Annotated in this window: 18 protein-coding genes and 1 pseudogene; 7 read left to right on the top strand and 12 right to left on the bottom strand. The window is 64.5% G+C overall.

Features of this window, described 5'->3' with window-relative positions:
* Window positions 1-31: 31 nt before the first annotated feature.
* Window positions 32-655: a LysE family translocator gene (locus CAF78_RS22030; RefSeq protein WP_027919217.1), complete on the top strand. Its 624-nt coding sequence runs from the start codon at window positions 32-34 to the stop codon at window positions 653-655.
* Here CAF78_RS22030 and CAF78_RS22025 read toward each other — a convergent pair.
* The 12 genes from CAF78_RS22025 to CAF78_RS21970 form a co-directional block, all read right to left on the bottom strand.
* Window positions 652-3,024 carry an autotransporter outer membrane beta-barrel domain-containing protein gene (locus tag CAF78_RS22025; RefSeq protein ID WP_085678013.1) on the bottom strand — a complete coding sequence of 791 codons (2,373 nt, stop codon included), beginning with the start codon at window positions 3,022-3,024 and terminating at the stop codon, window positions 652-654. The genes CAF78_RS22030 and CAF78_RS22025 overlap by 4 nt on opposite strands.
* Before the next feature lie 132 nt (window positions 3,025-3,156).
* Complete coding sequence (locus tag CAF78_RS22020; RefSeq protein WP_016715601.1) at window positions 3,157-3,432, bottom strand: peptidylprolyl isomerase; 276 nt, start codon at window positions 3,430-3,432, stop codon at window positions 3,157-3,159.
* Between the two features lie 36 nt (window positions 3,433-3,468).
* Window positions 3,469-5,427, bottom strand: coding sequence for an acetoacetate--CoA ligase (locus tag CAF78_RS22015; protein ID WP_085678012.1), 1,959 nt, complete (start codon window positions 5,425-5,427; stop codon window positions 3,469-3,471).
* 59 nt (window positions 5,428-5,486) lie between these two features.
* Window positions 5,487-5,966 carry a serine protease inhibitor ecotin gene (gene eco, locus CAF78_RS22010; RefSeq protein ID WP_085678011.1) on the bottom strand — a complete coding sequence of 160 codons (480 nt, stop codon included), beginning with the start codon at window positions 5,964-5,966 and terminating at the stop codon, window positions 5,487-5,489.
* A gap of 55 nt (window positions 5,967-6,021) precedes the next feature.
* A complete protein-coding gene (hbdH, locus tag CAF78_RS22005; RefSeq protein ID WP_085678010.1) occupies window positions 6,022-6,792 on the bottom strand; it encodes a 3-hydroxybutyrate dehydrogenase in 771 nt (256 codons plus the stop codon).
* Between the two features lie 11 nt (window positions 6,793-6,803).
* Entirely contained in the window at window positions 6,804-8,195 is a 1,392-nt protein-coding gene (locus CAF78_RS22000; RefSeq protein ID WP_085678009.1) for a GntP family permease, read from the bottom strand.
* Between the two features lie 271 nt (window positions 8,196-8,466).
* Window positions 8,467-9,849: a sigma-54-dependent Fis family transcriptional regulator gene (locus CAF78_RS21995; protein ID WP_085678008.1), complete on the bottom strand. Its 1,383-nt coding sequence runs from the start codon at window positions 9,847-9,849 to the stop codon at window positions 8,467-8,469.
* A gap of 138 nt (window positions 9,850-9,987) precedes the next feature.
* Window positions 9,988-11,004 carry an ABC transporter permease gene (locus CAF78_RS21990; protein ID WP_085678007.1) on the bottom strand — a complete coding sequence of 339 codons (1,017 nt, stop codon included), beginning with the start codon at window positions 11,002-11,004 and terminating at the stop codon, window positions 9,988-9,990.
* Window positions 11,004-12,062: a microcin C ABC transporter permease YejB gene (locus CAF78_RS21985; protein ID WP_085678006.1), complete on the bottom strand. Its 1,059-nt coding sequence runs from the start codon at window positions 12,060-12,062 to the stop codon at window positions 11,004-11,006. Before CAF78_RS21985 ends, CAF78_RS21990 begins: the two co-directional genes overlap by 1 nt.
* Entirely contained in the window at window positions 12,059-13,984 is a 1,926-nt protein-coding gene (locus CAF78_RS21980) for an extracellular solute-binding protein (RefSeq protein WP_085678005.1), read from the bottom strand. The genes CAF78_RS21985 and CAF78_RS21980 overlap by 4 nt, the downstream gene beginning before the upstream one ends.
* A 13-nt stretch (window positions 13,985-13,997) precedes the next feature.
* A complete protein-coding gene (locus CAF78_RS21975; protein WP_009686645.1) occupies window positions 13,998-14,279 on the bottom strand; it encodes a peptidylprolyl isomerase in 282 nt (93 codons plus the stop codon).
* Between the two features lie 82 nt (window positions 14,280-14,361).
* On the bottom strand, window positions 14,362-15,423 hold the full coding sequence (locus CAF78_RS21970) for a 3-deoxy-7-phosphoheptulonate synthase (protein ID WP_085678004.1): 1,062 nt from the start codon (window positions 15,421-15,423) through the stop codon (window positions 14,362-14,364).
* A 632-nt stretch (window positions 15,424-16,055) separates the two neighbouring features.
* Here CAF78_RS21970 and benA point away from each other — a divergent pair.
* From benA to CAF78_RS21940, 6 genes and pseudogenes are all read left to right on the top strand, one after another.
* Entirely contained in the window at window positions 16,056-17,414 is a 1,359-nt protein-coding gene (gene benA / locus CAF78_RS21965) for a benzoate 1,2-dioxygenase large subunit (protein WP_085678369.1), read from the top strand.
* On the top strand, window positions 17,411-17,896 hold the full coding sequence (gene benB, locus CAF78_RS21960) for a benzoate 1,2-dioxygenase small subunit (RefSeq protein WP_085678003.1): 486 nt from the start codon (window positions 17,411-17,413) through the stop codon (window positions 17,894-17,896). Before benA ends, benB begins: the two co-directional genes overlap by 4 nt.
* A gap of 70 nt (window positions 17,897-17,966) precedes the next feature.
* Window positions 17,967-18,980 carry a benzoate 1,2-dioxygenase electron transfer component BenC gene (benC, locus tag CAF78_RS21955; protein ID WP_085678002.1) on the top strand — a complete coding sequence of 338 codons (1,014 nt, stop codon included), beginning with the start codon at window positions 17,967-17,969 and terminating at the stop codon, window positions 18,978-18,980.
* A gap of 200 nt (window positions 18,981-19,180) precedes the next feature.
* Window positions 19,181-19,942 (top strand): 1,6-dihydroxycyclohexa-2,4-diene-1-carboxylate dehydrogenase, encoded by a 762-nt coding sequence (locus CAF78_RS21950; RefSeq protein ID WP_085678001.1) that lies wholly within the window; start codon window positions 19,181-19,183, stop codon window positions 19,940-19,942.
* A 53-nt stretch (window positions 19,943-19,995) separates the two neighbouring features.
* A complete protein-coding gene (locus tag CAF78_RS21945) occupies window positions 19,996-21,318 on the top strand; it encodes an aromatic acid/H+ symport family MFS transporter (RefSeq protein ID WP_085678000.1) in 1,323 nt (440 codons plus the stop codon).
* A 31-nt stretch (window positions 21,319-21,349) separates the two neighbouring features.
* Window positions 21,350-21,520, top strand: a pseudogene (locus CAF78_RS21940) (muconate cycloisomerase); the annotation flags it as partial.

Raw genomic sequence — 21,520 nt, 5'->3', positions numbered from 1 at the left:
GACAGTAGCGTCTGATTGCCTGGAGAACAAAATGGACCTGTCGAGCCTGTTGCTATTCATCCCTGCCTGCTTTGCCCTGAACATGGCGCCGGGGCCGAACAACCTGTTGTCGCTGCACAACGCCAGCCGCTACGGCCTGCGCACCGCCTGCGTGGCCGGTGGCGGGCGGATTCTCGCCTTCAGCGGCATGATCGCCCTGGCCGCCATGGGCCTGGCGGTGGTGCTGCACACCAGCGAATACCTGTTCCTGGCGATCAAGGTGGTGGGTGCGGCCTACCTGTTCTACATCGCCTGGCAGCTGTGGCGCGCCCCGGTCGGCGAGGCCGTGGTGGCCAGCGATCACCCGCGCGGCACCTGGCGCCTGGCGCGCCAGGAATTCTGGGTCGCGGCGGGCAACCCGAAAGCCATCCTGATCTTTACCGCTTTCCTGCCGCAGTTCGTGACGGTCGGCAGTGCCACCCCGGTAAGCGAGCAGTTCCTCTGGCTCGGCGTGCTGTTCCTGCTGCTGGAGTGGGCGGCGATCGCCATCTATTCGGGCCTGGGTGCCTATATGCAACGCTGGTTCAGCCAGCCAGGGCCGCGCCGGCTGTTCAACCGGGTCAGCGCCTCGCTGCTCGGTTGCGCCGGCCTCGGCCTGCTGGCAGCGCGCCGTTAGAAATTGAAGCGCAGGCCCACGTTGGCGGCGCTGCTTTCCTGCTGGCGGCTGTCCAGATTGCTCGTGTACTGCACGCCACCGTGCAGGCTCAGCGCCTCGCTTACCTGGGCGACCAAGCCGGTTTCTAGTTGCAGCGAGGTGTAGCGGTAGTTGGTCTTGATCTTATCCACTCCATCGAACGTCACGGTGTCGCGGCCGCCGTCGGCGTGCCACAGGTTGAGCTGCGCATAAGGTTGCATCAGACGGCCGCCGCTGCCGCTGAAGGCACCTTCAAGGCGCACGCCGAGCCGGCCGGTCAGCTCGACCTGGGCCTTGTGGCTGACGTGCGAGACACTGTCGTTGGCGCTGTCCAGCGAAACTTTCTGGGCAATCAGCTGCGCTTGAGGCTCCAGGGTCCAGCGTTCGGACACGTTGAACGGGTAGCCGGTTTCCAGCGAAGCGGTCCAGGCGTGACCGTCGATGTTCAGCTTGTCGCCCCGGTCGGAACGGGCGCGGCCATCGAGTTTCGTATACTGCAGCACGCTGTCGAGGTACCCGCCTTGTGGGCCAACCAGCGTCCAGTAGCCGCCGACACTGTCGCCATCGAGTTTGAGGTCACCAACGCTGCGGTCCTCCATGGCCAACGCAAAGCCATTGACGTCGGCATCCAGCCGGCTGTGGCTGACATACAGGCCCAGGTGCTGGCGATAGCCGTTATCGCTTACCTTGGCATACAGGTCCTGGCCCACCTTGAACCCAGACAGATTGCCGTCCAGGCTCGGGCTGACGGTGCCGCTCCACTGCTGGCGCAGCGCGCCGCCGTAGGCCTGGCCCCAGCTGGCCGACAAGCCGCCTTGGCCGGTCAGCAGCTGCTGGTCACCCTGGCGTTGGTGGAAGGTGCCCAAGGCCTGACGGGCAATGATCGCCGCTCCCCGTGGGGCAGCGGCATACACCGGAACTTCTGGGCGATACAGGGGCACGCTGACACCTGCCACAGGGGCTGGCAGCTCGGCCTGGCCGGGGGCCGGGGCGGCCACGGGCGGGGTTGCCGCAGGCTCGACCGGGGGCTCACCAGGTGTTTCTGGCGCTTGGGCATTCGGGGCAGGTGCGGCCACCAGTGTCGAGCGCAGGTACCAGCTGTTCTCGCTACCAGCGGTCACACCGCCTTTGAACAGCCGGTAATCGTAGGCACCGACCGACAGTGTCTGGGTCTGCACAAAAGCCGTGGCAGTGCTGGTGGCGCCATCGCGGGCTTCGACGACCTGGATGCCGTCCTGGTGCGTGGCGGCACCGGTGCCACCCAGGTTATTGACCTCCAGGCGCGTGATTCCGGTGAGGCTGCCTCGGCTGACCACCAGCTTGTCGGATGGCCCGTCGTCGCCGGCGAGCACGCTGTTCACCTGCAGCTTGCCATTGTTACCCAAGTAATTGCCATCGATGGTCAGTCGGCCTTGGGCGTCATTGCCAGAAGAGAGGTCGATGGTACCGCTGTTGCTCACGGTTGCAGGTTGCCCCGCAGTGAATGGCGAGACCCTGCCCTGCAGGGAGGTCAACCTGCTGCTGGCATCAATGCTCAGCATTCCCGTGCCGCTGTTGGTGTCTCCCAGTGTCAGGGGGGTGTCCAGCATGAGCAGGCTGTTCTGCAGGTTGACTGTCTCGAAGTTCAGGTAGGGGGCACCGCCGGTGACTTCACTGTTGCTGAGCTGCAAGGTGTCTTTGCCAGTGCCCCCGTCAATGTCGATGGTCAGTATTTGCGCGGTGAGGTTGCTTATCTGCGCTTTATCGTCGCCGGTGTTCAGGTCGACTCTTCCGACAATGGTGCCTCCTGACCAGTTGAAGGTATCGTTACCGGGGCCTGCCCGAACCTCGCCTTGCAGTACGCCGCCGCTGATGGTGATGACGTCCACGCCGCCACTGGTGCTGATGTTGCCGCCAATAGTGCCACCTTTGAGGGTGATGATGTCGTTGCCGAAGCCGCTGACCAGATTGCCATCGATGCGGGTTTCAACCCCGAGTTCCTGGGACATTTCGAACACGTTGTCAGCGAGCTTCAGGTCCACCCGGCCAATCCGGCCGCCTTGGAAATAGGCCTCGTCACCATCTTCAAAGGCGCCGAAGATGCGCCCGCCTTGCATTGTGAAGGTGTCGCGATCGCCGCCTTGGTTCAATGAGCCCAGTGTCCCGCCAGTCATTGTAAATTTGTCTTCGCCATCACCTTGTTGCAATGACTCAACTGTTCCGCCGCTTATAGTGAAATCGTCAATCCCCGCGGTTTGCACGCTAGGGCCCAGGTTGTCACCAGGCGAAACCGTCATCGATTGAGCGTGACCTAGCAGTGGCAGGGTCAGAAGGGAAAAGGCAGCAGGCAACAGCAAGAGAGGGCAACGCATAGGCAGGTCTCCGTGTCCATGAACGGACCACTACCTGAAGCGGTATCAGTGTTGCCGCTTCGGCCCTGCCAGATTTGTAGGTAAAGTGCGAACAAGGGACAACTGGCAAAAATGTCAGGTGGCCCGTGGCTATCAGTCGCGATAGAAGGTCTGCACCAGGTGGTAGCCGAACTTGCTCTTGATCGGGCCGTGGACCACGCGCAGGGGCTTCTTGAAGATCACCTGGTCGATCGCGCCGACCATCTGCCCGGGGCGGATTTCACCCAGGTCGCCGCCACGTTTGCCCGAAGGGCAGATGGAAAACTTCTTGGCCAGCACATCGAAAGCTTCGCCGTTGGCGATGCGCTGCTTGAGCTTTTCGGCTTCGTCAGCGGTCTTGACCAGGATGTGGCGGGCTTGAGCTTTCATGGGACACCTGTGCTTCGGGGCGAAAAAAGGGCGCCATTATGCCTGATCGCGCAGCTCCGTGCGGTCACGAAACTGCTCCAGCGCCTGGGGGTTGGCCAGGGCATCGGTATTTTTCACCGGCAGCCCGTGCACCACGTTGCGGATGGCCAATTCCACCAGCTTGCCGCTGAGGGTGCGCGGGATGTCGCTGACTTGGGCGATCACCGCCGGCACATGGCGTGGCGTGGTGTACTGGCGGATCACCTGGCGAATGCGCTGGCGCAGGGCGTCGTCCAGGTGCAGGCCATCGCGCAGGCGCACGAACAGCACCACGCGCACATCGCCGTGCCAGTCCTGGCCGATGGCCACGCTTTCCAGCACCTCTTCGACCTTTTCCACCTGGCGGTAGATCTCGGCCGTGCCGATGCGCACGCCGCCCGGGTTGAGCACGGCATCGGAGCGGCCATGTATCAGCAGGCCGCCGCTGCTGCGCTGCTCGGCATAGTCGCCCTGGGCCCAGACCCCGGGGAACTGGCTGAAATAAGCATCGTGGTAGCGGCTGCCGTCGTCGTCGTGCCAGAAGCCCAGGGGCATCGACGGGAAGTTGCGGGTGCAGACCAGCTCGCCTTTTTCATCGAGCACCGGCTGGCCCTGTTCGTTCCACACTTCCACCGCCATGCCCAGGCCCTTGCAGGCCATCTCGCCGCGGCGCACCGGCAGGGTCGGGTTGCCGAGCACGAAGCACGAGACGATATCGGTGCCGCCGGACATCGACGCCAGGCACAGGTCGGCCTTGATCTTGCCGTATATATAGTCGTAGCTGTGTGGCGACAGGGGCGAACCGGTGGACAGGATCAGCCGCAGGCTGTCCAGCCGATGGCTGTGCGCCGGTACCAGGCCTTCCTGCTCCAGCGCGGCGAGGTACTTGGCACTGGTGCCGAAGGCCTGGATGCGTTCGGCGTCGATCAGGTCGAGCAGGCGCTCGGGGCCGGGGTGGAAGGGGGAGCCGTCGTACAGCACCAGGGTGGCGCCGACGGCCAGGCCGCTGGCCAGCCAGTTCCACATCATCCAGCCACAGGTGGTGTAGTAGAACAACACGTCGTCGGCCTTCAGGTCATTGTGCAGGCCGTGTTCCTTGAGGTGTTGCAGCAGCACGCCACCGGCGCGGTGGACGATGCACTTGGGCACACCGGTGGTGCCGCTGGAATAGAGGATGTACAGCGGGTGGTCGAACGGCAGCGAGGCAAACACCGGTTCACCGCCGGCGGTGTAGAAGTTGTCCCACAGGCTGACCCTGGAGGCGCTGAATTCAGACGCCTGTGTCTGCGGGCGGGTATGGGGCACCACAATCAACTGCTGCAGCGCAGGGAGCTGGGCGCAGACCTGGTTGATCTTGTCGACCTGGTCGATCGACTTGCCGGCGTATTCATAACCGGCACAGACCAGCAGCAGTTTCGGTTCGATCTGGCCAAACCGGTCGATGATGCCGTGCAGGCCGAACTCTGGCGAAGACGTCGACCAGACCGCGCCAAGGCTGCTGCAGGCGAGCATCGCCACCAGGGTTTGCCAGGTGTTGGGCATGACTGCGGCGATGCGGTCTCCGGGCTCGATGCCGGCGGCCTTGAACGCCTTCTGCAGGCCCGCGACTTCGGCGGCCAGTTGCGCATGGGTGAAGACTACCCGTTGGCCATCTTCGCGAACCGAAACCAGTGCAGGTCGGTCGTCGCGCCGGCGCAGCAGGTGCTCGGCGAAATTCAGGGTGGCCCCGCTGAACCAGCGGGCTTCAGGCATCTGCGCGCCTTCGCTGAGGACCTGGCTGGGCGGGGTGTGCCAGGCCACCTGGAAATAGTCGGCAAGGGTTTGCCAGAAGGCCGCGCGCTGCTCGATGCTCCAGCGGTGCAAGGCCGCATAGTCGTTGAGCTGCAAGTTGTAGCGCAGGTTGACCCGGCGGCGGAAGGCATCCATCCGGCTGGCTTCGATCTGCGCCGTGGAGGGGCGCCAGAGCACGTCGTTCATGCCGAACCTCCCGATACTGCTTGAGGTCGAGGGCCCCACGACGAGGCCCTCGGGGTTACTTATTCCACTTTAGCGCTTTGCACGTCAGGCGATGCCGACCACACGCGATAACGCACTTCGACACCCTGGGGCACGTACACCACGACCGGCAGCTTGCTGTTGTAGCGCAGCATGAAGCCTTCACCGACCACCGGCACGAAGGCCTGGGTCTTCTTGCCATCCGGGCAGGCCATCAGGGTGCTGGCCGGGCCACCGACCTTGTCCAGGCGGTAGTAGCTGTAGCCCCAGCCTTCGAGGGTGTGTTCCTCCAGGCTGCCGGCCAGGCGCTGGCGGTTGCAGTCCACTTGCAGCGTCTTGCCCGCCAGGATTTCCAGCTTGTGGGCCGATTCATCGGTTTGCGCGGGCAGGTGGATGACCTGCCGGGTGAAGCCTTTTTCCGCCTCGGGATAGGGCGCGACGTCCTTGAGGCTGGCAGCCATCGCCGGAGCGGCGGCGGCCAGGGCCAGGGCAAAGATCGCGGTCATTGGGTTTGGGCGCATAGGGCCTCCTTGCAGATGAACGAGTGCAAGACCGTTGCCAGGCCCAGGCCGCCCGTCACTGGGCCAACCAGCCACCATCGACGTTCCAGGCGGCGCCGCGAACCTGGCTACCGGCCTCGCTGCACAGGAATAGTACCAGCTCGCCCAAGTGCTCGGGGGTGACGAAGGCCAGTGAGGGTTGTTTCTCGGCCAGCAGATCGTGCTGTGCTTGCTGCGGTTCGACGCCGTTGGCGGCACGATCGTCAATTTGCTTCTGCACCAGCGGGGTCAGCACCCAGCCGGGGCAGATGGCATTGCAGGTGACGTTGCTGGTGGCGGTTTCCAGCCCGACCACCTTGGTCAGCCCGACCACGCCGTGCTTGGCCGCCACATAGGCCGCCTTGCCGATGGAACCGACCAACCCGTGCACCGACGCGATATTGATGATCCGCCCCCAGTTGCGCGCGCGCATGCCGGGCAGGGCCAGGCGGGTGCCATGGAACACGGCGGAGAGGTTGAGGGCGATGATCTTGTCCCAGCTTTCGATCGGGAACTGCTCCACCGGCGCCACGTGCTGGATGCCGGCGTTGCTGACCAGGATGTCCACTCCGCCGAACTCGCGCTCGGCCATCGCGAACAGTGCCTCGATCTGCGCCACATCGGACAGGTCCGCCGGGTGGTGCGCAACCTTGACGCCATGGCTGGTGATTTGCGCCAGTGCCGCTGCCGGGTCGCCGAAACCATTGAGCAGGATGTTGGCGCCAGCGCGGGCCAGCACCTGGGCGATGCCTAGGCCGATGCCGCTGGTGGAGCCGGTGACGAGTGCAGTCTTGCCTTTCAAAGTCATGCAGAAACTCCTTAGACGATGCCGGTGGCGTAGAAGGTGGCGATGACCACGAATACCGCCAGGGTCTTGATCAGGGTAATACCGAAAATGTCCTTGTAGGCTTCGCGGTGGGTCAGCCCGGTCACCGCCAGCAAGGTGATCACCGCGCCGTTGTGCGGCAGGGTGTCCATGCCGCCGCTGGCCATCGCGGCCACCCGGTGCAGCACTTCGAGGGGAATGTTGGCGGCGTGGGCTGCGGCGATGAAGCTGTCGCTCATGGCCGCCAGGGCGATGCTCATGCCGCCCGAGGCGGAGCCGGTGATACCAGCCAGCAAGGTCACGGTGATCGCTTCGTTGACCAACGGGTTGGGGATGCCGCGCAAGGCATCGGCCAGGACCAGGAAGCCCGGCAGCGAGGCGATCACCGCGCCAAAGCCATATTCGGACGCCGTGTTCATGGCCGCCAGCAGGGCGCCGCCGACTGCACTCTTGGTGCCTTCGGCCAGGCGTTCGCGGATCACCCCGAAGGCGCAGACCAGCACCATCAGGATGCCCACCAGCAGCGCGGCCTGCACTGCCCAGATCGCCGTGAGCTTGGCCACGTCACTGTTTACCGGCGCGCTCATGCCCGGCAGTTGCAAGGTGTGGCTTGGGCCGTACCACTGCGGGATCCAGTGGGTGAACAGCAGGTTCATCACGCCCACCAGCACGAGCGGCGACAGGGCCAGCCAAGGGTTGGGCAGGGTCAGGTCGGCAGCCGTCTCAGGCTCGTTGCGCAGGTTGTTGCCATAGCCTTCGCCAGCGCGCTGGGCCTTGTTGCGTTGGCGCTGCAGGTAAAGCATGCCGCTGCAGAACACGAACAGCGTGCCGATCAGCCCCAGCCACGGCGCGGCCCAGGCGGTGGTGTTGAAGAAGGTGCTGGGGATGATGTTCTGGATCTGCGGGGTGCCGGGCAGGGCATCCATGGTGAACGAGAATGCGCCCAGGGCGATGGTCGCCGGGATCAGGCGCTTGGGGATGTTGCTCTGGCGAAACATTTCGGCGGCGAACGGGTACACCGCGAACACCACCACGAACAGCGACACGCCGCCGTAGGTGAGCAGGGCGCAGACCAGTACGATCACCAGCATCGCCTGGCGGGTACCGAGCAGGCGGATGGCGGCGGCGACGATCGAGCGCGAGAAGCCGGACAGTTCGATCAGCTTGCCGAACACGGCGCCGAGCAAGAACACCGGAAAGTAGAGCTTGATGAAGCCGACCATCTTCTCCATGAACACCCCGGTGAACGCGGGGGCCACGGCGGCCGGGTCGGTGAGCAGGACGGCGCCGAGCGCGGCGATGGGGGCGAAGAGGATTACGCTGTAACCGCGGTAGGCGGCCAGCATCAGCAGGGCCAAGGCGGCGAGGGCGATGAGCACGGTCATCGGGATGGATCTCCTGGATGAGTCTTGTTGTTATGGGGTGACCGGGAGATAGCGGGAATCGTGCCAAATCTGTAACTAGTTGAATTTAAAGGAATTAATGAGTTTGGTGATGAGCGGTGTCTACATTTTGAGATTGCATGGGGCTGCTTTGCAGCCCATCGCGGCTGAAGCCGCTCCTACAGGAGACCGCGATACGCTGTAGGAGCGGCTTCAGCCGCGATCGAGGGCGTAGCCCTCGCAGCTGTCTCCAAAAAGAAACACATGTCTCAAACTAGAGACCCAATGCAACCATCTTCTTGTACAACGTCGAGCGCCCCAACCCCAGGGCTCTGGCAGCTTCTGGAACATTCCCCGCATACTCGGCCAACGCCCCGGCAATCAGCCGCCGCTCGAACTGTTCACACGCCTCACGATAGCTCATCCGCTGTTCCTGACCCGCAACCGGGCTCAACGGCCCCAGCGCCGCCGTCAGCTCGGCCACGCCAAGGCGTGGCTGGTCAGCCAGCAATGTCGCCCGCTCCAGCACATTGCGCAGCTCGCGAATATTCCCCGGCCACGCGTGCCGCGCCAACAAGGCCTGGGCATCGAGCTCCAGCTCGTACTGGCTGCCCAGTTCGGCCAGGATCGCTTCGCACAGCGCCGGCAGGTCCTCGACCCGCTCGCGCAGCGGCGGTACCGCGATCGGCAGCACATTCAGCCGGTAGTACAGGTCGGCACGGAACGCCCCCCGAGCCATGGCGGCCTGCAGGTCGATGGAGGTGGCGGCAATGATGCGCACATCGCTGCGCAGCATCTGGTTCGAGCCGACCGGTTCGTACTCCTTTTCCTGCAGCACGCGTAGCAGCTTGCTCTGCAGCGCCAACGGCATATCACCGATTTCGTCGAGGAACAGCGTGCCGCCCTCGGCCAGTTGCAGCTTGCCGCTGCGGCCCTTGCGGTCGGCACCGGTAAAGGCGCCGGGCGCGGTACCGAAAAATTCGGCTTCCAGCAAGGTCTCGGGGATCGCCGCGCTGTTGACACTGACGAAGGCCTTGTGCGCCCGCGCAGAAGCGGCGTGGATGGCATGGGCCAGCAACTCCTTGCCGGTGCCGGTCTCGCCCAGCAGCAGCACCGGCGAATCGCTGCCTGCACCGCGCCGTGCGCGGCGCTTGGCCTCGAGGCTGGCCGGGCTGCTGCCGACGAACTGGGCGAAGCTGTACTTGGCCTGGCGGGCGCGCAATTGCGAGCGGGTGCTGGCCAATTCCTGTTGCATGCTCGAATAGCGCTTGAGCAAGGGCGACAGGCTGCGCAGCTCCTCGAACAGGGCAAAGCCGATGGCGCCGATCAGTGCGCCCTGGGCATCGTGGATCGGCAGGCGCATCACCACCAGCGGCTCGTTGGGGGTGTCGAGCATATCCAGCAGGATCGGCCGGCCATTGCTCACCACCTGGCGCATCAGGCTGCCGGGGATGACCGCCTCGCAGGGCTGGCCGATTGCGCTGGCGGCGTCGGTGAGGCCGAAACGCCTGGCGTAGCGCTCGTTCATCCAGACGATGCGAGCGTCGCGGTCGACGATCACCGTGCCTTCGCTGGACTGCTCGATGATCTCGAACAGCGAGCGGATCGCCAGTTGCCGTACCTGGGGGTAGTCCTTGAGGCTGTCGCTGTCGTGCATCTTCTTCTACCTGAATCTTGTGAGTGCAGGCCCGGCCTTTTCGCGGGCAAGCCCGCTCCCACAGGTATTCCACACTTTTCAGCTTTGTGGCGACGCTGTGGGAGCGGGCTTGCCCGCGAAGAGGCCGGGCCTGAAAACCTATCCTCTGGGGTCGAACGCTTCGCGCAGGGCATCCCCGATGAACACCAGCAGCGACAGGATCACCGCCAGCGCAAAGAACGCGGTAAAGCCCAGCCAGGGCGCCTCCAGGTGCTGCTTGCCCTGGGTCACCAGCTCACCCAGCGAAGCGCTCCCGGCCGGCATGCCGAAGCCGAGGAAGTCCAGAGCGGTCAAGGTGGTGATCGCCCCGGTCAGCATGAAGGGCACATAGGTCAGCGTCGCATTCATCGCGTTGGGCAACACGTGGCGCAGCATCACCTGGGTATCCGGCAGCCCCAGTGCGCGGGCCGCCTTCACGTATTCAAGGTTGCGCCCACGGAGAAATTCGGCGCGCACCACATCGACCAGGGTCAACCACGAAAACAGCGCCATGATCCCCAGCAGCCACCAGAAATCCGGCTCGACGAAGCCGCTGAGGATGATCAGCAGGTACAGCACCGGCAGCCCCGACCACACCTCCAGCAGGCGTTGCCCGAACAGGTCCACCCAGCCGCCGTAATAGCCTTGCAGTGCGCCAGCGCCGACACCGATCAGCACGCTGATCAACGTCAGGGCAAAGGCGAACAGCAGCGAGGTGCGGGTGCCATACAGCACCCGCGCCAGCACGTCGCGGCCCTGATCGTCGGTGCCTAGCCAGTTGCTCGCGCTGGGTGGGCTGGGGGTCGGCACCAGCAGGTCGTAGTTGGGGGTGTCGGCGCTGAACGGGATGGGGGCGAACAGCATCCAGCCGCCCTGGCCTTCGATCAGCTGGCGCACGTAGGCGCTGCGGTAGTCCGGCTGGAACGGCAGCTGGCCGCCGAACTGCTGCTCGCTGTAGCGCTTGAGCGCCGGCAGGTACAGGTCGCCTTTGTAGCTCAGCAGCAGGGGTTTGTCGTTGGCCACCAGTTCGGCGCACAGGCTCAGCAGCAGCACGCCGGCAAACAGCCACAGCGATACCCAGCCCAGGCGGTTGCGGCGAAAGCGCAGCAGGCGACGACGCGAGACTGGCGACAGCATCAGTGCGCCCTCGAGTCGAAGTCGATGCGTGGATCGAGCACGGTGAAGGCCAGGTCACCGATCAGGCGGAACAGCAGGCCGGCCAGGGTGAAGATGAACAGCGTGCCGAACACCACCGGGTAGTCGCGTGACACGGCCGCCTCGTAGCTCAGGCGGCCAAGGCCGTCGAGGGAGAAGATCACCTCGATCAGCAAGGAACCTGCGAAGAACACGGTGATCAACGCCTGCGGCAGCCCGGCCAGCACCAGCAGCATGGCGTTGCGCAACACGTGCCCGTAAAGCACGCGGCGTTCGCTGAGGCCCTTGGCGCGCGCGGTGACCACGTACTGGCGGGAGATTTCATCGAGGAAGGCGTTCTTGGTCAGCAGGGTGAGGGTGGCAAAGCCGCCGATCACCAGGGCGCCGACCGGCAGCACCAGATGCCAGAAGTAGTCGGCAACCTTGCCCAGCAGGCTGAGCTGGTCGAAGTCGTCCGATACCAGGCCACGTACCGGGAACCAGTTCAGCGAAGTGCCACCGGCGAACAATACGATCAGCAGCAACGCGAACAGGAACGAGGGCAGGGCATAGCCGACCACGATCAGCGCGCTGCTCCAGGCATCGAAGCGGCTGCCGTGGCGTACCGCCTTGCGGATGCCCAGCGGGATTGACACCAGGTAGGTGATCAGCGTGGCCCAGAAGCCCAGCGACAGGGTCACCGGCAGCTTGTCGAGGATCAGGTCGGTGACCTTGGCGCCGCGGAAGAAGCTTTGGCCGAAGTCCAGCCGGGCGTACTGGCCGAGCATCAGCCACAGCCGCTCTGGCGCCGTCTTGTCGAAGCCGTACTGGCGCTTGATTTCCTCGATCAGCTTCGGGTCCAGGCCGCGGGTGGCACGGGACTCGCCGTGCACCACCTCGACCCGCGAACCGGGCGCGCCACCGCCCAGGCCCTGCAGCTTGGCCACTGCCTGCTCCACCGGGCCACCGGGGGCAGCCTGAACGATGGCGAAGTTGACCAGCAGGATCGCCAGCAAGGTCGGGATGATCAGCAGCAGGCGCCGCAGGATGTAACTCGTCATGGCTGGGCCTTCTGCCGTTCGGCCATCTGCGCGTTGGTCAGCGCCGTCGGGCTGACTTCCCACCAGCTGTCCAGGCCTTCGTCATAGGCGGGCTGGGTTTTCGGCAGGCCGAAGCGGTTCCACCACACCGTCGAGCTGCCCGGTGGGTAATAGTTGGGGATCCAGTAGTAGTTCCATTGCAGTACCCGGTCCAGGGCATGGGCGTGGTGCAGCATGTCGGCCTGGGTGTCGGCGCGTACCAGGCCATCGATCAACTGGTCCACCACCGGGTCCTTGAGTACCATCAGGTTGTTCGAGCCCGGGTCGTTGGCGGCGGCCGAACCAAAGTAGTTGTACAGCTCGGCGCCTGGCGACAGGGTGACCGAATAGCCAGTGACGATCATGTCGTAGTCGCGGGCCATCAGCCGGTTCACGTACTGCGCCGAGTCGACGTTGCGGATGTTCAAGGTGATGCCTATCTGTGCCAGGTTGCGTTTCCACGGCAGCAGCAAGCGCTCCATGCCGGACTGGCCGTTGAGGAAGGTGAATGCCAGCGGCTCGCCCTGGGCATTGACCAGGCGATCGCCGTCGGGGTGCCAACCGGCCTGTTGCAACAAGGCCAGCGCCTGCAACTGTTGTGGGCGGATGATGCCCGAGCCATCGGTAACCGGCGCGGTGAACACCTGGTTGAAGACTTCGTCCGGCACCCGGCCGCGCAGCGGTCCGAGCAGCTTGAGTTCGCCTGCATCCGGCAGGGCGCGGGCGGCGAGTGGCGTGTTGGAGAACACGCTCTGCTGGCGGATGTACATGTTGCGCATCATCTGCCGGTTGCTCCACTCGAAGTCCCAGAGCATGGCCAGCGCCTGACGCACACGGCGGTCCTTGAACTGCGGCTTGTCCAGGTTGAACACGAAGCCCTGGGCCGCCTGTGGCTTGGCCGGGCCGAGGTGCGCGCGCTGCAGGCGGCCATCGTCCAGCGGCACGCCGTTGTAGCCCAGGGTGTAGGCGGTGGCGGAAAACTCGCGATTGTAGTCGTAACCACCACCCTTGAGCACCTGGCGCGCCACTTCGGTGTCGCCGAAGTACTCGATGCGGATGTGTTCGAAGTTGTAGCGCCCGCGGTTGACGGGCAGGTCTTTGGCCCACCAGTTAGGGTCGCGTTCGAAGGTGATGCTGCGCCCGTTGTCGATGCGCCCGATACGGTACGGGCCGCTGCCGACCGGCTTGTCGAAGCCGGCGCCGTTGACGAAGTCGCGGTTGGCCCAGTCGTGCTCGGGCAGTACCGGCAGGCTGGCCAGGTCCAGGGCCAGGGTGCGGCCGTGGGGCTGCTTGAAGTCGAAGCGTACCCGCTGTGGGCCTTCGACCGTGACCCCGGCGACATCGGCGAACTGGGTGCGGTACTTGAGGCTGCCTTCTGCCATCAGCTTGTCGAAGCTGAAACGCACGTCTTCGGCGCGCACCGGCTTGCCATCGGCGAAGGTCGCCTTCGGGTCGATCTCGAAGCGCAGCCAGGCGTCATCCGGGCCACGTTCCATACGCTGGGCAATCAGGCCATAAACGGTATAAGGCTCGTCGAACGAGCGTTGCGCCAGCGGTGCGTACAGCCAGCCATCGACCTCACTGACGCCGATGCCTTTGTCGATGTACGGCAGGATATGGTCGAACTGGCCGATTTCGATGGCCGAGCGGCGCATCAGGCCACCCTTGGGGGCGTCGGGGTTGGCATAGTCGAAGTGGCGGAAGCTTTCGCCGTAGCGAGGGGCTTCGCCGTAGACGGTCAACGCGTGAGTGGGCGCGGCTTGGGCCATCCAGCCCACACAAAAAAGCAAGATCCCTGAAATAAACTGTGGGAGCGGGCTTGCCCGCGAATAGGCCCGCCCAGGCAACCTTGTTGTCTGCTCAGGCCTATTCGCGGGCAAGCCCGCTCCCACAGGGATAGTCATCGGATGCGATGACTTAGTCCTGGCGGCTGGTCACTTCCAGCAGGTGGTAGCCGAACTGGGTCTTCACCGGGCCCTGTACGGTGTTGACCGGGGCGCTGAACACCACGGTGTCGAATTCCTTGACCATCTGGCCTGGGCCGAACGAGCCCAGGTCACCGCCCTGGCGGCTGGACGGGCAGGTGGAGTTGGCCTTGGCGATTTCAGCGAAGTCGGCACCGGCTTCGATCTGGGCTTTGAGTTCGTTGCACTTGTCTTCGCTGGCAACGAGGATGTGACGGGCAGTGGCGCGTGCCATGGGTACTACTCCTTGGGGGGTGAAAACGGCAAGCCTAGCGCACTTGATCGGGTCATGTCTCGCCAGGCTTGCTGCAGGCACTTCACAGACGTGCCGCGGCCTCGCGCAGCAGGGCTTCGGTCGCGCTCCAGCCCAGGCAGCCATCGGTGATCGACACGCCGTATTTCAGCGCGCCCTTGCCCAGGGCCTGGCAGCCGTCGAACAGGTGGCCTTCGAGCATTACGCCGACAATCGAACGGTCACCGGCAAGGCGCTGGGCGAGTACGTCCTCGAACACGGCCGGCTGGCGAGTTGGGTCCTTGCCGCTGTTGGCGTGGCTGCAGTCGACCATGATGCGTGCTGCCAGCCCGGCCTTGGCCAAGCCCTGGCGAGCCTGGGCGATGCTGTTGGCATCGTAGTTCGGGCCCTTGTGGCCGCCGCGCAGCACCAGGTGGGTGTCCGGGTTGCCCAGGGTTTCGATGATTGCCGGGTAGCCCTGCGCATCCATGCCGAAGTGGCGGTGTGGCGCCGCAGCGCTGCGCATGGCGTCACAGGCGATGCCGACGCCGCCGTCGGTGCCATTCTTGAAGCCGACCGGCAGTTCCAGGCCGCTGACCATTTCCCGGTGAATCTGCGATTCGGTGGTGCGTGCGCCAATCGCCGCCCAGCCCAGCAGGTCGTCGAAGTAGCCGGCGGCCATCGGTTGCAGCAACTCGGTGGCGATCGGCAGGCCGCGTTCGATCATGCTCAGCATCAAGCCACGGGACAGGGCGATGCCGGCATGCATGTCGTCGCTGCCGTCCAGGTGCGGGTCGTAGGCCAGGCCTTTCCAGCCCACCGTGGTACGGGGTTTTTCCACGTAGGCGCGCATCACCAGCAGCAGCTTGTCATCGACTTCGCGGCTGAGGGCGGCCAGGCGGTCGGCGTATTCCAGGGCCGAGCGGGGGTCGTGGATCGAGCAGGGGCCGACGATCACCAGCAGGCGCTCATCGCGGCCTTCGAGGATGGCGCGGATGGCCTGGCGGTGGCTATGGACCTGGTGGGCGAGTTCGCTGGCCAGCGGCATCTGCTGCTTGAGCAGGTGCGGGCTGGGCAGGCGCTGGCTGACGGTGGTGTTGGCAGCGTGCGGTTGGGTCAGGGGCAGGGCGAGGTTCGAGGCTTGCATGGCGTATGTTCCCTGGGCGGACGGCGGGTTCTCGCCCGCGCGGTCGGCCCTATCGAGGTGTTCGACTATTCGTTGATTGATTGTCTGCAGCATTGCCACCGGAAAGGGACCGATCGGAGGCGGCAGGCTGGCCCGAACGGGATTGGCTAAATCGCCAGGCATAGGTGCTTGCGTAGTAATAAGTGGCGTAGTTCATGAATCTGTCCTCGGTTCGAATCGGTAAAAGTGCAATGGCCTGAAAAGCAAAACCCCCGGTCGGGGAGCCGACCGGGGGTTTGAGTATTCTCATGTTCGGCGGCCCCTCGAAGGTGGGCGCCGTGTGGGTATCGGCGCCTAGTGGCTAAACCAATACCCAAAGTAATAGCTGGCAGCAGCCTGGCAGCCGGCAACGGCCAGCACAGGGCGCAGGGTGCGACCGGTGTGGTTGGCGGGGTTGCAGGTGTGGTTCGGCATGTTGCTCTCCAGTGAATGAGCCCGAGCTTACTTCAGGCACTGCGCACTGTTCAATGGATAAATGCTATCGAGCCGATATTTGCACAAAACGGATAGCACTCTGCACACGATGGATATTGCCGCCCCAGGGCAGCCCCTAACCTGACCCGGTCTGAACAATAACAATGGAGACCCTGGCCATGTCCCTGGGATTCGACTACCTCAATGCCATGCTTGAGGACGACCGTGAAACCGGCGTCTATCGCTGCAAACGCGAGATGTTCACCGACCCGCGCCTGTTCGACCTGGAGATGAAGCACATCTTCGAGGGCAACTGGATCTACCTGGCCCATGAAAGCCAGATCCCCGAAAAGAACGACTTCCTCACCCTGACCATGGGGCGCCAGCCGATCTTCATCGCGCGCAACAAGGACGGGGAGCTCAATGCCTTCCTCAATGCCTGCAGCCACCGCGGCGCCATGCTGTGCCGGCACAAGCGCGGCAACCGCGCAAGCTACACCTGCCCGTTCCACGGCTGGACCTTCAACAACAGCGGCAAGCTGCTCAAGGTCAAAGACCCGAGCAATGCCGGCTACCCCGACAGCTTCAACTGTGACGGCTCCCACGACCTGACCAAGGTCGCCCGTTTCGAGTCGTACCGTGGCTTCCTGTTCGGCAGCCTGAATGCCGACGTCAAGCCGCTGGTCGAGCACCTTGGCGAGTCGGCGAAGATCATCGACATGATCGTCGACCAGTCCCCTGAAGGCCTGGAGGTGCTGCGCGGTGCCAGCTCGTACATCTACGAGGGCAACTGGAAGCTCACCGCCGAGAACGGCGCCGACGGCTACCACGTCAGCTCCGTGCACTGGAACTACGCCGCCACCCAGAACCAGCGCAAGCAGCGCGAAGCGGGTGACGAGATCAAGACCATGAGCGCCGGCGCCTGGGCCAAGCAGGGCGGTGGCTTCTATTCCTTCGACCACGGCCACCTGCTGCTGTGGACCCGCTGGGCCAACCCCGAAGACCGCCCGGCCTTCGAGCGCCGCGACCAGCTGGCCGCCGATTTCGGCCAGGCCCGCGCCGACTGGATGATCGAGAACTCGCGCAACCTGTGCCTGTACCCCAACGTCTACCTGATGGACCAGTTCAGCTCGCAGATCCGCATCGCCCGGCCAATTTCGGTGAACAAGACCGAAATCACCATCTACTGCATCGCGCCGAAAGGCGAGAGCGCCGATGCCCGGGCCAAGCGCATCCGCCAGTACGAAGACTTCTTCAACGTCAGCGGCATGGCCACCCCGGATGACCTGGAAGAGTTCCGCTCGTGCCAGACCGGCTACGGCGGCGGCACCGGCTGGAACGACATGTCCCGTGGCGCGCAGCACTGGGTCGAAGGGGCCGATGAGGCCGCCAAGGAAATCGAACTCAAGCCGCTGCTGTCGGGCGTACGCACCGAGGACGAAGGCCTGTTCGTGCTGCAGCACAAGTACTGGCAGGACACCATGATCAAAGCCCTCGAACAGGAACAGCAACTGATCCCCGTGGAGGCCGTGCAATGAGCCTGCATGACACCGTGCGCGACTTCCTCTACCGCGAGGCGCGCTACCTGGACGATGCCCAGTGGGACCAGTGGCTGGAGCTGTATGCCAGCGATGCGACCTTCTGGATGCCGTCCTGGGACGATGACGACACCCTGACCGAAGACCCCCAGAGCGAAATCTCGCTGATCTGGTACGGCAACCGTGGCGGCCTCGAAGACCGCGTGTTCCGCATCAAGACCGAGCGCTCCAGTGCGACCGTGCCGGACACCCGCACCTCGCACAACATCAGCAACATCGAGATCGTCGAACAGGGCGAAGGCAGCTGCCAGGTGCGCTTCAACTGGCAAACCCTGAGCTTCCGCTACAAGACCACCGACAGCTACTTCGGCACCAGCATCTACACCCTCGACCTGCGCGGTGAGCAGCCGCTGATCAAGGCCAAGAAGGTGGTGCTGAAGAACGACTACGTGCGTCAGGTCATCGACATCTACCACATCTGATACGAGGTAACGCGAGCCGCTCGGTGTGCCAACTGGCGCGCTGCGGGCAGGCTCGCCCGCGAGGTGCAACATGAGCTTCCAGATCGCACTTAATTTCGAAGACGGGGTCACCCGCTTCATCGAGGCCAGCGGCCATGAAACCGTGGCCGACGCCGCCTACCGCCAGGGCATCAACATTCCGCTGGACTGCCGCGACGGTGCCTGCGGCACCTGCAAGTGCAAGGCCGAGTCCGGGCGTTACGACCTGGGCGACAACTTCATCGAAGACGCCCTGAGCGAAGACGAGATCGCCGAAGGCTACGTGCTGACCTGCCAGATGCGCGCCGAAAGCGATTGCGTGGTGCGCATTCCGGCATCGTCGCAACTGTGCAAGACCGAACAGGCCAGTTTCGAAGCGGCCATCAGCGATGTGCGCCAGCTGTCGGCCAGCACCATCGCCTTGTCGATCAAGGGCGAGGCACTGAATCGCCTGGCGTTCCTGCCGGGGCAATACGTCAACCTCAAGGTGCCGGGCAGCGACCAGAGCCGTGCCTATTCCTTCAGCTCGCTGCAGAAGGACGGCGAGGTCAGCTTCCTGATCCGCAATGTACCGGGCGGGCTGATGAGCAGCTTCCTTACCAGCCTGGCCAAGGCCGGCGACAGCCTGAGCCTGGCCGGCCCGCTGGGCAGCTTCTACCTGCGGCCGATCCAGCGCCCGCTGTTGCTGCTGGCCGGAGGTACGGGCCTGGCGCCGTTCACGGCGATGCTGGAGAAGATCGCCGAACAGGGCAGCGAGCACCCACTGCACCTGATCTACGGGGTCACCAACGATTTCGACCTGGTCGAGCTGGACCGCCTGCAGGCACTGGCCGCGCGCATCGCCAACTTCACCTTCAGCGCCTGCGTGGCCAACCCCGACAGCCAGTACCCGCAGAAGGGCTACGTGACCCAGCACATTGCGCCGCAGCACCTCAACGACGGCGATGTCGATGTGTACCTGTGCGGGCCGCCGCCGATGGTCGAGGCCGTGAGCCAGTACATCCGCGAGCAGGGCATCACCCCGGCGAATTTCTACTACGAGAAGTTCGCGGCGGCTGCGGCCTGAGTTTCCTCGGGGCTGCCGGCATCGTGCGGGTGACGGCGGCCTCCTTTTATTCCGAAGTGAAACACCGTCCCTGTGGGAGCGGGCATGCCCGCGAAGAGGCCAGCAGGTTCAACAACTGTGCCTGGTCGGACGCATTCGCGGCGGTTCGGCGACCCGACAAGCCCCTCCCTCAGATGGCGTGGTGAACTGGAGAGATGCACATGAACTCAAGATTCCAAGGCAAGATCGCATTGGTCACCGGCGCCGCCCAGGGCATTGGCCGCGGCGTGTGTTGGCGGCTCAAGGCCGAAGGTGCGCAGGTGGTGGCGGTGGACCGTTCCGAGCTGGTCCACGAACTGGCCGGGGAGGGCATGCTGACCCTCACCGCCGACCTCGAGCTGCATGCCGATTGCGCCCGGGTCATGGCCACGGCGGTGGACACCTTCGGCCGCCTCGACATCCTGGTCAACAACGTCGGCGGCACCATCTGGGCCAAACCCTTCGAGCACTATGAGGTGGACCAGATCGAGGCCGAAGTGCGCCGCTCGCTGTTCCCGACCCTGTGGTGCTGCCACGCGGCGCTGCCTTACATGCTCGAACGTGGCAGCGGGGCCATCGTCAACGTCTCGTCGATCGCCACCCGTGGCGTCAACCGCGTGCCCTACGGCGCGGCCAAGGGCGGGGTCAACGCGCTCACCGCGTGCCTGGCCTTCGAAACCGCTGGCCGCGGCATCCGCGTCAATGCCACCGCCCCCGGTGGCACCGAGGCGCCACCGCGGCGGGTGCCGCGCAACAACAGCGAGCAGAGCGAGCAGGACAAGGCCTGGTACCAGCAGATCGTCGACCAGACCCTCGACAGCAGCCTGATGCACCGCTACGGCAGCATCGACGAGCAGGTCGGCGCCATCCTCTTCCTGGCTTCCGACGAGGCCTCCTACATCACCGGCGTGACCCTGCCGGTGGGGGGCGGTGATCTCGGCTGAACCCTACCCATGCAAAGCGTTCCTCCAAAACAACAACAAGAGAGACAGATGCCATGCGAACCCTTGACGTACACCCGATCATCGACAATGCCCGCTTCACGCCTTTCCACTGGTTGGTCATGGCCCTGTGTGGCCTGCTGCTGATCTTCGACGGCTACGACCTGTTCATCTACGGCGTGGTGCTGCCGGTGATCATGAAAGCGTGGGGCCTGACCCCGTTGCAGGCCGGCGCACTGGGCAGCTACGCGCTGTTCGGCATGATGTTCGGCGCCCTGGCGTTCGGCAGCCTGGCCGACCGCATCGGGCGCAAGAAAGGGATCGCCATCTGTTTCGCCTTGTTCTCCGGGGCGACCATCCTCAACGGCTTTGCCAGCAGCCCCAGTGAGTTCGGCATCTACCGCTTCATCGCCGGCCTCGGCTGTGGCGGCCTGATGCCCAATGCCGTGGCGCTGATGAACGAATACGCACCCAAACGCCTGCGCAGCACGCTGGTGGCGATCATGTTCAGCGGCTATTCCCTGGGCGGCATGCTCTCGGCGGGTGTCGGCATCTTCATGCTGCCGCGCTTTGGCTGGGAATCGATGTTCTTTGCCGCAGCGGTACCGCTGCTGCTGTTGCCGGTCATCCTGTATTACCTGCCTGAGTCCATCGGCTTCCTGGTGCGCCAGGGGCGTACCGAAGAGGCCCGCTCGCTGCTCAAGCGCCTGGACCCGGGCTGCGACGTACAGGCGGACGACCTGCTGCTGGCGACCGACCGCAAAGGTGGCGGCACCTCGGTACTGGAATTGTTCCGCAATGGTCTGGCCATCCGCACCCTGGCCCTGTGGCTGGCGTTCTTCTGCTGCCTGCTGATGGTCTACGCACTGAGTTCGTGGCTGCCAAAGCTGATGGCCAACGCGGGCTACAGCCTGGGCTCGAGCTTGTCGTTCCTGCTGGCGCTGAACTTCGGCGGCATGGCCGGGGCGATTCTCGGTGGCTGGCTGGGCGACCGTTACAACCTGGTCAAGGTCAAGGTGGCCTTCTTCATCGCGGCGGCGCTGTCGATCAGCCTGCTCGGCGTCAACAGCCCGATGCCCGTTCTCTACCTGCTGATCTTCATCGCCGGCGCCACCACCATCGGCACGCAGATCCTGCTGTATGCCGGTGCTGCCCAGCTCTACGGCCTGTCGGTGCGTTCCACCGGCCTGGGCTGGGCCTCAGGGATAGGCCGCAACGGCGCCATCGTCGGCCCGCTGCTCGGCGGTGCGCTGATGGGCATCAACCTGCCGCTGCAACTCAATTTCATCGCCTTCGCCATCCCCGGCGCGATCGCCGCGCTTGCCATGGCCGTGCACCTGGCCAGTGGCCGGCGCCAGGCGCAAGTGGCGACGGCCTGACTCTTCTACTGACTGAACTGGAGCTTTTTGCATGACAAGCCCGACCATCGAACGGCTGGACGCAATCATCGTCGACCTGCCGACCATCCGCCCGCACAAGCTGGCGATGCACACGATGCAGCAGCAAACCCTGGTGGTGCTGCGCCTGCGCTGCAGCGACGGCGTCGAAGGCATCGGCGAGGCCACCACCATCGGCGGCCTG

The sequence above is a fragment of the Pseudomonas sp. R28(2017) genome, assembly GCF_002112505.1.
Lineage (GTDB): Bacteria > Pseudomonadota > Gammaproteobacteria > Pseudomonadales > Pseudomonadaceae > Aquipseudomonas.
This window is presented reverse-complemented; position numbering and strand designations above follow the sequence as displayed.